Here is a 14,528-nt window from a genome sequence, read left to right as displayed (position 1 = left end):
GCGGTGCTGGTGCCGCAACAGGCGGCGTTCGCCCCGTCGCGACGCCCGGCACGCACGCTCGCCGCACCGTCCGACAACCCGCGTGCGTCCAGCACGAGGGCTTCTGGCCGGCGCTCCGAGAGCACTTACCGGATGCCGCTCCCTGACGGGCAATCGCTGCCCGGCGCGGCACTAGTACGAACTCCTCAGCGCGCGTTCGAGGATGGCCGCGCCTTCCTCGGCCTCGGCGACGGTCAGCGACAGCGGCGGCGCGATGCGCAGGGCGCTGGTGCTGTGGCCGCCGCCCTTGCCGATGAGCAGTCCACCCGCGCGGGCCGCTTCCAGGACCGCGGCGGCGGCCTGTGGATCGGCCTCGTCCGTCCCCGGTCTGACCAGCTCGATGCCGATCATCAGTCCGCGCCCGCGCACCTCCCGCACCCCGGGCAGCTGGGCGGCGACGGACCTCAGCCGCTCGATGAGCAGTCCGCCGACCCGGCGGGCGTTGCCCTGGAGGTCGTGTTCCAGGAGGTAGGTGAGGTTGGCGAGACCGGCGGCCATGGTGATCTGAGTGCCGCCGAAGGTGGAGATGCTGTGGGCGTCCAGGCAGTTCATGATCTCGGAGCGGGCGATCACTCCGCCGACGGACATGCCGTTGCCGATGCCCTTGGCGAAGGTGACGATGTCCGGCGGACCGCTGCGAGCATGGGCCTGCCAGCCCCAGAAGTGCTCTCCGGTGCGGCCCCAGCCGGTCTGCACCTCATCGGCGATCCATAGGATCCCGTGTGCGTTCAACACCTCACGGAATGCCGCGTACAGTCCGTCGGGTGGCGAGGTGAAGCCGCCGACGCCCTGGATCGGTTCGGCGATCAGCGCGGCGGGCGGCCGGGTGTGGCCCAGCATGTCCTTCAGATCGGCGACACAGGCGTCGGTGAATGCCTGGTCGTCCAGTTCCGCGTACGGCCCCCGGGTGCGCACCGAGCCGTGGACGTACAGCGTCTGCAGCGGAGACAGCGAGGTGGGGGACCAGCCGCGGTTGCCGGTGATGCCGACCGTGCTGAAGGAGCGGCCGTGGTAGCTGTTGCGCATGGCGAGGATCGTGTTGCTGCGCCGGTGGGCGGTGGCGAGCAGCAGGGCGGTGTCATTGGCCTCGGTGCCGGACGTGGTGAAGAACACCCGGGCGTCCGGGATGCCGCTCACCTGGGCGATACGCTCGGCGAGTTCGACCATCGGCCGGTTGAGGTAGAGGGTCGAGGAGTGGATGATCCGCCCGGCCTGCTCGGAGACCGCCTTGGTCACCTCGGGCAGCGCGTGCGCGGTCATCGTGGTCAGGATGCCGCCGAAGAAGTCCAGGTACCTGTTGCCGTCGGAGTCCCAGACGTGCCGTCCCTCGCCGTGGGTGATCTCCAACGGGTCGTCGTAGTAGAGGGCGAGCCAGTCCGGGAGGACCCTGCGGTGGCGGGAGTAGAGGTCTTTCACGGCTGCACCAGTCCTTCGTAGGCGTCGGGGCGGCGGTCGCGGTAGAAAGCCCATTGCTGCCGCACTTCCTCGATGAGGCCGAAATCGAGGTCGCGCACGAGGAGTTCCTCCGTCTTGTCGCTTGCCAACTCACCGACGAACTGACCGCGCGGATCCACGAAGTAGCTCGTGCCGTAGAAGTCGTTGTCGCCGTACTCCTCCTTGCCGACCCGGTTGATGGCGGCGATGAAGTACTCGTTGGCGACGGCCGCGGCAGGCTGCTCCAATTGCCAGAGGTGAGCGGACAGGCCGCGGTGGGTGGCGGAGGGGTTGTAGACCAGCTGCGCTCCGTTGAGGCCGAGTTGCCGCCAGCCCTCGGGGAAGTGCCGGTCGTAGCAGATGTAGACGCCGACCTTGCCGACGGCGGTGTCGAAGACCGGCCATCCCCGGTTGCCGGGCTTGAAGTAGTACTTCTCCCAGAAGCCCTTGACCTGCGGGATGTGGTGCTTGCGGTAGGTGCCGAGGCAGGTGCCGTCGGCGTCGATCACGGCCGCGGTGTTGTAGTAGAAGCCGGACTGCTCGACTTCGAAGACGGGGACGACGATGACCATCCCGGTCTCGCGCGCGAGGTCCTGCATCCGGCGGACCGTCGGCCCGTCCGGTACCTGCTCGGCCCATCGGTAGTGCTCCGGCTCCTGGACCTGACAGAAGTAGGGAGCGTTGAAGACTTCTTGGAACCCGATGATCTGCGCACCCTGGCGGGCCGCCTCACGGGCGTGCGCCTCGTGCTTCGCCACCATGGACTCGGTGTCGCCGGTCCAGGTGGCCTGGACCAGTGCGGCGCGGACGACGTTGGCCATGAGCTGATCCTTCGACGCGACGTCAGAGCCTCTACGCCCGTAGAGCAGGCCGTAGAGGGACGAACGTAAGCCTCTGGGAGGCCCTTGCCAAGACCATCGTCGTTAACCCGCGGAGTCGATCACGTTTCACACTCCTGTGGGTGAGCGGGGACCCACCCGAGGGCGGACCGGGGCGCACCGGGACGACGGCACATGGAGCGCGACTACCCTGCGTCATCGCACCCGCGGCCCGAGCAGGGCACCAGATTGCCGGGCCGGGTACCCGTCCGGGCCCGGCAGCCCGGACGGCACGTACGGGGTCTCCCGCGGTCGGCCCCGCCGACGGTGCGCGCCCGATGATCCGCGGGATGCGAGCCGCAAGCCGCGAGCCGCCGGGAGGAGTCGTTTCACCGGGTTCCTTCGAGGATGCCCCGGCTTTCAGGTCGGGGAGGGATCGGACTCCTGCGGAGCGGGGCAGGGAAAGTCGAATCGCCGTCAGGGTGTCCCGGCGTCGGCTACGGTGGCGTCGTGTTCGACCTCCAGCCGGTAGACGATCTCGGAGTTGAGGGACCTGCGAGCGGACCTGGCCTGAGCGACCAACCACTCATGCAGGTCGGAGGGCAGGCGGAGCGTGATGCGCTTCTCTTCATCCATGACCCCAGAGTAGTGGGTTTCAAGTGTTCTGCCGGTGGCAGATTGACACCATGACGACATGACGGAAGGTGACGGAGGGCGCCGGGCGCGCCCGGTACACCTACCGGCTCCGCATGTCGTCGACCGCCCGCGCCGGTCTGATGGCCGAGTGGGCACGATGCCGGTGGGTGTGGAATGAGTGCGTGGCAGTGTCCCGCAGGGTCCGGGGCGAGACCGAGAGGACGACGTGCGGCCCGGCGCAGCTCGACAAGATGCTGACCGGGGCCCGCAACGCCATGACCTGGCTGTGTGAGGGCGCCTCGGTGCCGCAGCAGCAGACCATCCGCGACTTCGCCAGGTCCCGCGCCAAGGCACTCAAGGACATCAAGGCGAAGCTGCCGGTACGCCAGCGTGCCGGAATGCCCCGCATCAAGCGCAAGCGGGACGTGCCGCCAACCCGGCTGGTGCCGACGGCGCAAGACCTCCAGGAGCGCTGCTCCCGGAGGGAGCCTGAGCCAGGAATCCTCTCCCTTCAAGGGAGAGGAGGATGTCAAAGTGCGTGCCCGGCGACCCTCAGGGCGTGCACGAGGTCCCAGTGCCGCTCCTCGGAGACGTCGTGCGCGGCCCGAAGCAGCAGCGGCACGAGTCGGACCGGGTCCACGGCGACACTGCGGGCGGCCTCTTCCGGGGTGCGGACGCGGACGTAGGCGTCCAGCAGCACCTGCACCTCACGCCGGCGGCCCTCGGTGTCCAGCCACAGCAGGGCCTCACCCATGCGCTCTGCCGGACGGGCCACTCCGTGCCGCAGCAACTGCTGACCGTCGGCCTCCCGGCCCGTGGCGACCAGCTCATCGGCGACGGCGACCAGCCGCTCGACAGGTAGTGAGGCGGCTTCCCACAGCAGTGTGGCCCAGTCGGCACCGAGCCCGACCCGGTGCAGCGCGCCCGCGAGCAGCGGAAAACGGGCGGCGGGCCACTGCGCGGCCTCGGCCAGCAGCACATGTGCCTCCCCGCTGCGCCCTTGGGCCCGCAACTGCGCCAGCCGCTCGACGGCCCCGGCGACCGCCTCACGCGCCTGGTCGTCGACCTGGCCGGTGACCACCGGCGCGGCTGGGGCAGGCTCCGCGGCCCCCGCGAACCGGGCCCCGCGCGGGGTGCGGCGCCCGCCGGCCGTGTCCGGTGCGTCCGGTGCGTCCGGTGCGTCCGGTGCAAGGGCCTGCGGTACGACGACGGGGGCGGCCCCGTCGTCGACCATGCCGGCGAAGCGGGCGCTGCCACGGCGGCGTTTGCGCGCCCTGCCGGGTGCGGGCGGGGCGGACACGGGCGGAGTGGGGTGCGGTGGCTCAGGAGAGCGGTCCGCGGGGGTAGCCGCGCCGACCGGGGAGGCGGAGTCGGAGGCGGCGGTCGCCAAGCCCGACGCACCGAGCGCGGGTGGGACGGGGCCGGCCCGGTCGACGGGCGCGTCGGCGGCCTGCGGTGTCCGAGCGAAGGGCCCGCCGCCCCGGTGGACCCGGGCGGCGGGCCGGACCGGGCCGGCCGGAGATGCCTCCGCGCCGGTGGGCGTTCCGGGACGGCCGGACCGGCCGGCCCCGTTCCCAGCCGGCCGGGGCGCCTGACTTGCCGCGGGCGGCGCACCGGGTGCAGCGGACCACGAGGGCTGCCCGGAGGTGGGCGCGTGGGTACGGCGCGCAGGCCCCCGGCCGCTGCCGTCGGGTGGAACCGCCGCACCCGTCGGCCCCTCCCCCACCGTTTCCGGGGTTCGGCCCGCGCCCCCGCGGCGCGCCCCCGGCGGTTCCCCGGCCGGGTCACCGCTCCCCGACCGGTGCTCCAAGTCCGCCAGACGCGTCCGAAGTTCGGTGCACCGGGCGGTGGCGCGCTCATGGTTGTCGCGGGCCCAGGCGAGGTCGAGGCGGAGCGACGCGGCCTCCGCCTCGGCGACCGGCTCCGACAGCCGGCGGCCCAACCCGGCTTCACGCTCGGCGGCGTAGCGCTGCTCACGGAGCATGACGTCGAGGCGGTCGATGAGGGCGTCCCGGGCGCCGGGCAGGGCGTCGTATGCGGCGAGAGCGGCCGTGTGCAGTGTGCGGGCTCGTTCCCCCTCGGCCGCCGCACCCGCGGGGCCGTACGCCGCGCCCAGGTCCTGCAGCAGTGCCTCCACCACGTCCCACGGCGGCACCTCGCGCCCCTCCAGGCAGGCCCGCATCCCCTCGGGGTCCCGCTGCCAGAAGACCCGGCTCCAGCCCTCGCCACGGTCTATGCGGGCCATGAGACCGTCCAGATAACCCGCGAACTCCCTCACCCGACCGGGAATGTGATCCACAGTCATCGCACAGCTCCTGCCCGGCCGCCAGCACTCCGGTCGGTAGGCAACACCAGTTGTGTTACGGGTCTGCTACGCAGAGTTTTCCGGCAGTGCGCGGACGGCACATGGCGGAAACTCGACCGTTGCGCAGGCCGCGTCCACCCCGCACGCGCGGAGCACGGAGCACACGGTGGCAGTCACGCGAAGCTCCCGGACCGGGCCCGCAGGCGAGGGGCCCACGTGAGCGCCGGGGAAGCCGCGGGCGGGCCGGCCCGCCACCCCTCACACACCTGCCAGGCGGACGGGCGGCGCCGTTCCCGCAGGCGAACATGCCCAGCCCAACGGATCGTGTCATCGTGGCAGGAGCGGCCCGTGCCCGGATCCGGCCGCTCCGCAAGTCGTCAGCGAAGGAACGGAACGCCATGACCAACGGCTACCCTCCTGACCCCTTCGGTGAGTTCCTGGCCCGTTTCTTCAGCGGAGCCGCGGGCGGTACCAACCGCCCCCGGCACATCGACATCGGCCGCCTGCTCAGCCAGCCGGCCCGGGAACTGGTCAGAGGAGCCGCCCTGTACGCCGCCGAACACGGCAGCAAGGACCTGGACACCCAGCATCTGCTGCGCGCGGCCGCGGACAGCGAGCCCACCCGGTCCCTGCTGAGCCGGGCGGGCGCGGACCCGGACTCGCTCGCAACGGAGATCGACGGCCGGGCGGGCCCGGTGCAGCACCCGCCGGGCGAGACGCCGCCACCCACCTCCCTGTCGCTGACCCCTGCCGTCAAGCGGGCGCTGCTGGACGCACACGACATGGCGCGGGCGAGCGGGGCCGGTTACATCGGACCTGAGCACGTGCTGACCGCGCTGGCCGCGAACCCGGACTCGGCGGCCGGGCACATCTTGCACGCCGCCCACTTCTCCTCGGGGGCGCTGCCGCCGGAGGTCCCGGAGAGTCCGCAGATCCGCCCTGAGCGGCAGCGGCCCACCGCCACGCCCACACTGGACAAGTACGCCCGCGATCTGACCGACCTGGCCCGGCAGGACCGGATCGACCCGGTCATCGGCCGGGACACGGAGATCGAGCAGACCATCGAGGTGCTGTCCCGGCGCGGCAAGAACAACCCGGTCCTGATCGGTGACGCGGGCGTGGGCAAGACGGCCATCGTCGAGGGGCTCGCGCAGCGGATCGCCGACGGCGACGTGCCAGACGTTCTCGCCGGGCGCCGGGTGGTCGCCCTGGACCTGACCGGGGTCGTGGCCGGCACCCGGTACCGGGGCGACTTCGAGGAGCGCATGAACACCATCGTGGAGGAGATCCGCGCGCAGTCCGACCGGTTGATCGTGTTCATCGACGAACTGCACACCGTGGTCGGTGCGGGGTCCGGCGGTGAGGGCGGCTCGATGGACGCCGGCAACATCCTCAAACCGGCCCTTGCCCGGGGCGAACTGCACATCGTGGGTGCGACCACGCTGGAGGAGTTCCGCCGGATCGAGAAGGACGCGGCGCTGGCCCGCCGGTTCCAGCCGGTCCTGGTGCCCGAACCGACGATCGAGGACACCATCGGGATCCTGCGCGGGCTGCGCGACCGGTACGAGGCCCACCACCAGGTCCGCTACACCGACGAGGCCCTGGTCGCCGCCGTCGCGCTGTCCGACCGGTATCTCACCGACCGCCGCCTGCCGGACAAGGCGATCGATCTGATCGACCAGGCGGGCGCGCGGGTACGGCTCGGGGCACGGACGAAGGGCACGAATGTGCGCGCCATGGAGCGCGAGGTGGAGCAGTTGGTCCGGGACAAGGACCAGGCGGTGGCGGACGAGGACTACGAGCAGGCCAAGCAATTGCGCGACCGGATCGGCGAGCTGAAGCAGCGGATCGCGCGCGCCACCGACGACGAGAAGGCCGACGAGGGACAGCTGGAGGTGACCGTGGAGGCCATCGCCGGGGTCGTCTCCCGACAGACCGGCATCCCGGTCAGCCGCCTCACCCAGGAGGAGAAGGAACGGCTGCTGGGCCTGGAGGAACACCTGCATCAGCGGGTGGTGGGCCAGGAAGAGGCCGTGAGTGCGGTCGCCGAGGCGGTACTGCGCTCGCGCGCGGGACTCGCCAGCCCGGACCGGCCGATCGGCAGTTTCCTCTTCCTCGGACCGACCGGGGTGGGAAAGACCGAATTGGCCCGGGCTCTGGCGGAAGCCCTGTTCAGCAGCGAGGAACGGATGGTCCGTCTGGACATGAGCGAGTACCAGGAGCGGCACGCGGTCTCCCGGCTGGTGGGCGCCCCGCCCGGGTACGTGGGCCACGAGGAGGCCGGACAGCTCACCGAGGCGGTGCGCCGGCACCCGTACTCGCTGCTGCTGCTGGACGAAGTGGAGAAGGCGCACCCGGACGTCTTCAACATCCTGCTGCAGGTGCTCGACGACGGCCGCCTCACCGATTCCCAGGGCCGGACGGTGGACTTCACCAACACGGTCGTCGTGATGACCAGCAACCTCGGCTCGGAGGCGATCACCCGGCGCGGCGCCGGGATCGGGTTCGGTCCAGGGGGCGCGGACGCGGACGAGGAGGCGCGGCGCGAGCAGATCCTACGGCCGCTGCGCGAGCATTTCCGGCCGGAGTTCCTCAACCGCATCGACGAGATCGTCGTCTTCCGTCAGCTGACGAGCGCGCAACTGCGGCAGATTACCGACCTGCTGCTGAACGGCACCCGACGGTTGCTGGACGGGCAGGGCATCACGGTCGAGTTCACCGGCGCGGCCGTCGACTGGCTCGCCGAACACGGCTACCAGCCGGAGTACGGTGCCCGTCCGCTGCGCCGCACCATCCAGCGGGAGGTGGACAACCAGCTGTCCCGGTTGCTGCTGGACGGCACGATCACCGAGGGCGGCCGGGTCACCGTGGACGAGCGGGACGGGCGGCTGGACTTCCGCACGGAGACGCCCCGGCCTCCTGCGCCACAGGTGTGAGGAGTTCCCCTGCGCCCGGACGGGCACCGGGACGAGACCGGGACACTAGGGTGTCGGGCACACCACCATCGCCGACCCGCCACCGCGCCGCGCCTCTTCAGCTGCGGCGAGCCACTTCCCGCCCGGCAGCCGCTGCACGCCGGTCGCCGCGCCGATCTCCCGGTTGACCCTGAAGCGGTGCCCGATGGCCTCCAGCCGTGAGCGCAGGTCGCTGTCGTACAGGGCGGGTTCGAGTTCGGTCCGATCCGCGTTGCGCTGGCTGGCGCGAGGTGCGGCGATCGCAGCGGCCAACGGCAGATGGCGGTCGATGACCCCGGTCAGGATCTGCAGGACGGTGGTGATGATGGTGGCACCACCGGGCGAGCCGAGCGCCGCCACCGGCCGGCCGTGCCGGTCCAGGACGATGACCGGGGAGATGGACGAGCGCGGGCGCTTGCCCGGACCGGGCAGGTTCGGGTCGTGCACGGCCGGGTCGGCCGGGGCGAACGAGAAGTCGGTCAGTTCGTTGTTCAGCAGGAATCCCCGGCCGGGCACGGTCATGCCGCTGCCACCGGTCTGCTCGATGGTGAGTGTGTAGGAGACGACGTTGCCCCACGTGTCGGCCACGGTCAGATGCGTGGTGTTCAGGCCCTCATACGTGGTCGGGGTCGCCGTACCACCCTTGCCGCAGGCCGCCGGGTGACGGGGGTCGCCGGGCGCGAGCGGACTGGTGAGCACCGCGTCGTCCTTGATCAGACAGGCGCGCGAGTCCGCGTACCGCTGCGACAGCAGTTGCCTGGTCGGTACGTTCTCGAAGGCGGGGTCGCCGACCCAGCGCCCGCGATCGGCGAAGGCGATCCGGCTCGCCTCGATGAAGTGGTGCAGGTACTGCACCTCGCTCGCTCTCGAAAGGTCGGTCCGCTCCAGGATGTTGAGCGCCTCGCCGACCGTCGTACCGCCGGAGGAGGAAGGTGCGATGGAGTACACCTCCAGGCCCCGGTAGGAGGTCTTCGCCGGTCTTTGCTGTCTGGTCCGGTAGCCGGCGAGGTCCCTCGTGGTCAGCCGGCCGGGCCGCGCGTTCCAGCCGGAAGCCGCATCCACCGGCGGATCGTCGGCCGTGGCGACGATGTCCTTGCCGATCTCGCCGTGGTAGACCGCACCGACACCCTTGCGGCCCAGTTCCTGGTAAGTGCGGGCCAGGTCGGGATTCTTGAAGGTGGATCCGACGGCCGGCAGCCGTCCGTTCGGCAGGAACAGCACAGCGGTGTCCGGGAAGTAGCGGAACCGGGTCTCGTTGGACGCGGTCTGCGAGCGGAAGGTTTCGTCCACGGTGAAGCCGTCACGGGCGATCCGCTCTGCGGGCTTCAGGACCGTGCCGAGCTTCTGGGTGCCCCACTCGTGCAGTGCCGTCTGCCAGGTGGCGGGCGTGCCCGGGGTACCGACGCTCAGTCCGCTGCTGACGGCATCGGTGAAGGCGAGCGGCTTGCCGTTCTCCGTGAACAACCCGGAGTCGGCGGTCAGCGGTGCCGTCTCGCGGCCGTCGATGGTGTGCACCCTATGGGACCGGGCGTCGTAGTAGACGAAGTAGCCGCCACCGCCGATGCCGGAGGAGTACGGTTCGGTGACGCCGAGCGCGGCGGCGGTGGCGACGGCCGCATCGACCGCGTTGCCGCCGTGCCGAAGTACCTCGATACCGGCGGCAGAGGCGTCCGCGTCGACGCTGGCGACCGCGCCGCCGTAGCCAACGGCCACCGGGGCCTTGGGGATCTGTCCGGCGGTCTCGGCGGGTGGCGCCGCCGCTCCCACCGACACCACGGCGGCCGAGACCGTCACAACAGCAAGTTTCCGCGCACCAGGACGACGCATCCGTACCTCCTGTCGGAACCGTCCGCGCAGCGTAGCCAGATCGCCTGGTGGCCGACAGTGGAACCTCGGCCACCTACCGCACGCATGTCACTCCTCGAACACCGGTACGTCATCTCGGCGTTCGGGCCCGCTAGTGCGGCGGTCGTGGACGACGACGTGCGCACCGGCCCGACGTGACCGAACTCGTGGCAGACGTGACGCGGGCGGCACGGACTCCTCTGCCGGAAGCGGCCTGATGCGGTACGGCGTAGCGCCTTCAACAATCTTTATGCGTACGTAACTTACCGATAGGTTACTTGCGGTAAGGCGCTGCGGTTACCGTCGGGTCACTTTGCACTGTCACAAGTGAAGGAGTGACCCGTGGGACACGGTCGAACCGCTCTTCGCACCTCCGTCGCCGGAACCGCCGCGGCAGCACTGCTCGCCGGTGGCCTCGTCGGCCTGGCCCCGGCCGCCCAAGCCGCCGCCCAGGGCATCCGCTACGTCGACATCACCGGCGACGGCGGCACCGTACTGAAGGCCAACGTCGTGACGCCCGCCGGGGCCGACGGCTCACAGCGCTACCCGCTGATCGTGCTGCCCACGAGCTGGGGCCTACCCCAGATCGAATACCTCGCGCAGGCACGGAAGCTCGCCGACTCCGGCTACGTGGTCCTCACCTACAACGTGCGCGGCTTCTGGCAGTCCGGCGGCCGGATAGAAGTGGCCGGTCCACCCGACGTAGCCGACGCCTCCGACGTCATCGACTGGGCCCTCGCGCACACCCCGTCCGATCCGCAGCACATCGGCATGGCGGGGGTGTCGTACGGCGCCGGGATCAGCCTGCTGGCCGCCGCCCACGACAAACGCATCAAGGCCGTGGCCTCGCTCAGCGGCTGGGCGGACCTGGTCGCCTCGATCTATTCCGGCCGCACCCAGCACGTCCAGGCACTGGAAGTCCTGGACGGCGCGGCCACCCTCACCGGCCGCGAGAGTCCCCAACTGCGCGAGATCTTCCACAACATGTACTCCTCGAACCTGTCGAAGGAACAGGAGATGATCAACTGGGGGCGGAAACGTTCTGCCATGACCTATGTCGACCAACTGAACAAGAACGGCGCAGCGGTCCTACTCTCCAACGCCTGGGGGGACACCGTCTTCCCGGTGAACCAGTACGCCGACTTCTACCAGAAGCTGACCGTGCCCAAGCGGCTGGAGCTGCGTCCGGGCGACCACGCGACCCCCGAACTGACCGGCCTGTTCGGGCTGCCCAACGACGTGTGGACGGACACCGAGCGCTGGTTCGACCACTACCTCAAGGGCGCCGACAACGGCATCGAGCGCGAACAGCCCGTCCGGCTGACGTCCCGCAGCGCGGGGAGGTACGAGAGCTACCCGAACTGGAAATCGGTCAGCGCGACCCACCGGAAGATCGCCCTCGCCGGCACCAAGACCATCCACGCGAACGTCGACTCCGGCGCGGACGGCGGGGTCGTCTTCCTCTCCAGCATCTTGGACCAGGTCGCCCACCTGCCACCGATGGCCTGGGTGCCGTTGCTGCCGCGTCGCTGGGCAGCCGTCTGGCAGTCGGGGCGTTACCACACGGCCCAGCACGTGCGTGGCACGGCCACCTTGCACACCACGCTCACACCGACCAAGGAGAGTGGCACCCTCATCGCCTACCTGTACGACGTGGGCCCACTCGGCGTCGGCAAACTGGTCACCCACGCGCCCTACACCTGGCACGGGCGGACCCCGGGCAAGCCGTTCGACGTCGACCTGGACCTGTTCTCCACAGCCTACGACGTTCCGGCCAGGCACCACCTCGCGCTGGTGGTCGACACCGTCGACCCGCTCTACATCGAGCACAACCCGTCCGGCGCGCAGCTGACCTTCTCCTCGCCTTCGGACGACCCGTCATACGTGTCCGTCCCGCTCGGCGAGCAGTGATCTCCGGCTGCCGCCGGACGAGCCTGGCCCGTGTGAACTGCCACCCCCCTTACGGTCTCGGGGCCATGGGGAACTCCCCACCCGGCAGCAACACCCCCGGTCCGACCGCGGCGACCGCCACGGCACCGGCCCTGGGACTGCGCTGCTCACGGCGGGACGCCCGGCCGGCGCACCACGAGAGCAGCAGGTACATCCCGATGACGATCGGCCAGATCACCATCACCACAGGGATGAACGGCAAATCGTAGTCGAGGTTCGGCGGGACCGGCTTCCCGGCATCGGGGAACGCCCCGTGCATCCCCCGCACGCCGTGCACGAACGCGGCCCCGCGCAGGCCGCGTTCGCGGCAGGTGCGGTGCCACCCGGCGCGGGCGGCGGGCAGGACCGCGCAGGCCACCGCAGCGCGGGGCGCCGGGTTGGTACGGAAGGCGGACGTGGCCGGAGGGCCGGATGCCCCTCGGGACCTCCGGCTCCTCCGCGTACGTACTGGCTCCGTGCTTCGCTCAGCGGATCGACGGCCATTCGCAGCCCTACTCGCTCTCAGCTGTGTCCTGGTTGCCGCAAACTATCCAGACGACAGCGGAGTTGAGGGACGACACGCACTCCCGGGCATTAGCCGTATTTACGCCGCATGGGGCCCCGTGCACCGCACGGGGGTCAGGTCTCGGCGATCTCCGCGTACTGCTGCGACAACTCGGGGACACCGCTCACGGCCCACCCCCGCCCGGCCGGGACGACTTCGACCTCACGGCCGGAGGCAAGTCGTACTACCGGCTCGCCGTCGGGGCGGATCTCCCAGGCGGCGCCGGGCACGGTGCGCACCACGACCGTGCCCAGGTACAGCCCGGCGTCGTTGCCCAGCCCGGGCAAGGCCTCCGCGTCCTCCCGCCAGCGCGGGACCAGCTGGTCCAGCGCCTCCAGCGAGGCCGGGGTGTCGTCGAGGCACACGCCCGACCTGGCCGCCTGCGACCGGAGCAGCTCGCACTCGGAGAGCAGTCCGGCAACCGCTGCGGAGTCCGGCGCGGGTCCGGCGGGGAACTGCGCATCACCACGGTTCTTGCGCCGATGGCCCGGGAACGGAATGTTCATGTCCCCAAGCGTGGCATCACACGGCGACGTCGACCACCACCGGCGCGTGGTCGGAGGCGCCCTTGCCCTTGCGCTCCTCACGGTCGACGTAGGCGTCCTCGACCGCCTTCGCGAACGGCTCGTTGCCGTACACCAGGTCGATGCGCATGCCACGGTTCTTGGGGAAGCAGAGCTGACGGTAGTCCCAGTACGTGTACGGGTGCTCGTACTTGAGCGGGCGCGGGACGACATCGTTCAGGCCGGCCCCCCGCAGGGCGGCGAGGGCGTCGCGCTCGGCCGGGGTGACATGGGTGGCGCCCTCGAAAGCGGCGGTGTCGTAGACGTCGTCGTCCGTCGGCGCCACGTTGTAGTCGCCCAGTACCGCGAACGGACGGCTGCCGGACGCGTCACCGGCGACGGCCGCCCGCAGGGCCTCGAACCACTGGAGCTTGTAGGCGTAGTGCGGGTGATCCACCTCGCGGCCGTTGGGCACGTACACCGACCAGACGCGAACCGGGCCGCAGGTCGCCGAGATGGCCCGCGGCTCAGTCACCCCTTCGTATCCGGGGTCGCCGGGCAGACCCTTGGCCACGTCCTCGATCCCCACGCGGGAGAGCACCGCCACACCGTTCCACCGGCCGGTCGCATGGACCGCCGCCTCGTAGCCCAGCTCGCGCAGCTGGTCGAAGGGGAACTGTTCCTCGGCGATCTTGGCTTCCTGGAGGCAGAGCACATCGGTGCCGCTGCTCTCCAGCCAGGACAGCAGCCTCGGGAGGCGGGCGGTGATCGAGTTCACGTTCCAGGTGGCGATGCGCATGCCCCACAACCTACCCGGCGACGGTGACAACGCCGGCGGCCACGCTCAGACCTGCGCCGACGCTCCGGGCACGAGCCGCTGGTGGTCGGTGCCGCCCAGGGCACCGATCTGGCGGTCGTAGATCGGGCGGGCGAGGTCGGTGAGCAGGGCGTCGTGCACGTCGTAGGCGCGCTGCGGCCTGACCTCGCGGACGTAGTCGATCACTTCGGCGATCTTGTTCCAGGGGGCCATCACCGGGAGCATCAGCGTTTCCACCGGAAGGTCGGGGACGGTGAGGGCGTCACCGGGGTGGAAGACCCTACCGCCGTCGATCAGGTAGCCGACGTTGGTGACGCGCGGGATGTCCGGGTGGATCACCGCGTGCAGTTCGCCGTGGACCTGCACCTCGAAGCCGGCCGCGGTGAAGGTGTCACCGTGCCCGACGGTGTGCACACGCCCTGGGAAGGCCGCCGCGATCTGCTCGGCGACGGCCTTCAGCGTCCAGATCCCGGCGGCCGGGTTCGCCTCCAGGGCGGCCCGCAGCCGGCCCTCATCGAAGTGGTCCGGATGCTCGTGGGTGACCAGGATCGCGTCCGCGCCGGCCGCCGCGTCCTGCTCGCTGAACCCGCCGGGATCGATGACGAGGGTCCGTCCGTCCTTTTCCAGACGGACACAGGCATGGGACTTCTTCGTGAGCTTCATGTCTCCCCATCCTGCCTTGT

At 70.8% G+C, this 14,528-nt stretch carries 10 protein-coding genes and 2 pseudogenes; 3 read left to right on the top strand and 9 right to left on the bottom strand.

All coding sequences use genetic code 11. The features are described from left to right. Nucleotides 1–171: 171 nt before the first annotated feature. The 3 genes from LK06_RS27845 to LK06_RS27835 all read right to left on the bottom strand — a co-directional run bounded on the left by LK06_RS27845 (nucleotide 172) and on the right by LK06_RS27835 (nucleotide 2,987). Nucleotides 172–1,509, bottom strand: coding sequence for an aspartate aminotransferase family protein (locus LK06_RS27845; protein WP_052269670.1), 1,338 nt, complete (start codon nucleotides 1,507–1,509; stop codon nucleotides 172–174). Further along, nucleotides 1,452–2,294 (bottom strand): nitrilase-related carbon-nitrogen hydrolase, encoded by an 843-nt coding sequence (locus LK06_RS27840; RefSeq protein ID WP_039648221.1) that lies wholly within the window; start codon nucleotides 2,292–2,294, stop codon nucleotides 1,452–1,454. Before LK06_RS27840 ends, LK06_RS27845 begins: the two co-directional genes overlap by 58 nt. Nucleotides 2,295–2,768: 474 nt before the next feature. Next, nucleotides 2,769–2,987 (bottom strand): Arc family DNA-binding protein, encoded by a 219-nt coding sequence (locus LK06_RS27835; RefSeq protein WP_107067931.1) that lies wholly within the window; start codon nucleotides 2,985–2,987, stop codon nucleotides 2,769–2,771. A gap of 53 nt (nucleotides 2,988–3,040) precedes the next feature. Between LK06_RS27835 and LK06_RS34605 the strand changes: the two are divergent. Continuing rightward, nucleotides 3,041–3,364: pseudogene (locus tag LK06_RS34605) on the top strand (RNA-guided endonuclease TnpB family protein); the annotation flags it as partial. A 92-nt stretch (nucleotides 3,365–3,456) separates the two neighbouring features. Here LK06_RS34605 and LK06_RS27825 read toward each other — a convergent pair. Then, complete coding sequence (locus LK06_RS27825; RefSeq protein ID WP_086083526.1) at nucleotides 3,457–5,232, bottom strand: hypothetical protein; 1,776 nt, start codon at nucleotides 5,230–5,232, stop codon at nucleotides 3,457–3,459. 398 nt (nucleotides 5,233–5,630) lie between these two features. Between LK06_RS27825 and LK06_RS27820 the strand changes: the two genes are divergently transcribed. Then, on the top strand, nucleotides 5,631–8,168 hold the full coding sequence (locus LK06_RS27820) for an ATP-dependent Clp protease ATP-binding subunit (protein WP_039648228.1): 2,538 nt from the start codon (nucleotides 5,631–5,633) through the stop codon (nucleotides 8,166–8,168). 45 nt (nucleotides 8,169–8,213) lie between these two features. Here the strand turns inward: LK06_RS27820 and ggt are convergent, their stop codons facing one another. Further along, nucleotides 8,214–10,013 (bottom strand): gamma-glutamyltransferase, encoded by a 1,800-nt coding sequence (ggt, locus tag LK06_RS27815; protein WP_039648230.1) that lies wholly within the window; start codon nucleotides 10,011–10,013, stop codon nucleotides 8,214–8,216. A gap of 360 nt (nucleotides 10,014–10,373) precedes the next feature. On the opposite strand from ggt, the gene LK06_RS27810 reads away from it, so the two are divergent. After that, nucleotides 10,374–11,942: a CocE/NonD family hydrolase gene (locus LK06_RS27810; protein WP_039648232.1), complete on the top strand. Its 1,569-nt coding sequence runs from the start codon at nucleotides 10,374–10,376 to the stop codon at nucleotides 11,940–11,942. A gap of 49 nt (nucleotides 11,943–11,991) precedes the next feature. Here LK06_RS27810 and LK06_RS34600 read toward each other — a convergent pair. The 4 genes and pseudogenes from LK06_RS34600 to LK06_RS27790 all read right to left on the bottom strand — a co-directional run. After that, a pseudogene (locus LK06_RS34600) lies at nucleotides 11,992–12,228 on the bottom strand (amino acid ABC transporter permease); the annotation flags it as partial. Nucleotides 12,229–12,599: 371 nt separating this feature from the next. Continuing rightward, a complete protein-coding gene (locus tag LK06_RS27800) occupies nucleotides 12,600–13,031 on the bottom strand; it encodes a DUF6278 family protein (protein ID WP_039648236.1) in 432 nt (143 codons plus the stop codon). A gap of 16 nt (nucleotides 13,032–13,047) precedes the next feature. Beyond that, complete coding sequence (locus LK06_RS27795; protein WP_039648237.1) at nucleotides 13,048–13,827, bottom strand: exodeoxyribonuclease III; 780 nt, start codon at nucleotides 13,825–13,827, stop codon at nucleotides 13,048–13,050. Nucleotides 13,828–13,872: 45 nt separating this feature from the next. Continuing rightward, nucleotides 13,873–14,508 (bottom strand): MBL fold metallo-hydrolase, encoded by a 636-nt coding sequence (locus tag LK06_RS27790; protein ID WP_039648239.1) that lies wholly within the window; start codon nucleotides 14,506–14,508, stop codon nucleotides 13,873–13,875. Between the last annotated feature and the right edge of the window lie 20 nt (nucleotides 14,509–14,528).

Source organism: Streptomyces pluripotens (assembly GCF_000802245.2).
Classification (GTDB): domain Bacteria; phylum Actinomycetota; class Actinomycetes; order Streptomycetales; family Streptomycetaceae; genus Streptomyces; species Streptomyces pluripotens.
The sequence above is the reverse complement of the archived record's forward strand: the minus strand, read 5'-3'. Positions and strand labels throughout refer to the sequence as shown.

What these genes read in the sequence shown, in the direction of transcription:
- LK06_RS27845 (WP_052269670.1), bottom strand. Translation starts at nt 1,509, where the DNA reads ATGGGCTTTCTACCGCGACCGCCGCCCCGACGCCTACGAAGGACTGGT.
- LK06_RS27840 (WP_039648221.1), bottom strand. Translation starts at nt 2,294, where the DNA reads ATGGCCAACGTCGTCCGCGCCGCACTGGTCCAGGCCACCTGGACCGGC.
- LK06_RS27835 (WP_107067931.1), bottom strand. Translation starts at nt 2,987, where the DNA reads ATGTCGTCATGGTGTCAATCTGCCACCGGCAGAACACTTGAAACCCAC.
- LK06_RS27825 (WP_086083526.1), bottom strand. Translation starts at nt 5,232, where the DNA reads ATGACTGTGGATCACATTCCCGGTCGGGTGAGGGAGTTCGCGGGTTAT.
- LK06_RS27820 (WP_039648228.1), top strand. Translation starts at nt 5,631, where the DNA reads ATGACCAACGGCTACCCTCCTGACCCCTTCGGTGAGTTCCTGGCCCGT.
- ggt (WP_039648230.1), bottom strand. Translation starts at nt 10,013, where the DNA reads ATGCGTCGTCCTGGTGCGCGGAAACTTGCTGTTGTGACGGTCTCGGCC.
- LK06_RS27800 (WP_039648236.1), bottom strand. Translation starts at nt 13,031, where the DNA reads ATGAACATTCCGTTCCCGGGCCATCGGCGCAAGAACCGTGGTGATGCG.
- LK06_RS27795 (WP_039648237.1), bottom strand. Translation starts at nt 13,827, where the DNA reads ATGCGCATCGCCACCTGGAACGTGAACTCGATCACCGCCCGCCTCCCG.
- LK06_RS27790 (WP_039648239.1), bottom strand. Translation starts at nt 14,508, where the DNA reads ATGAAGCTCACGAAGAAGTCCCATGCCTGTGTCCGTCTGGAAAAGGAC.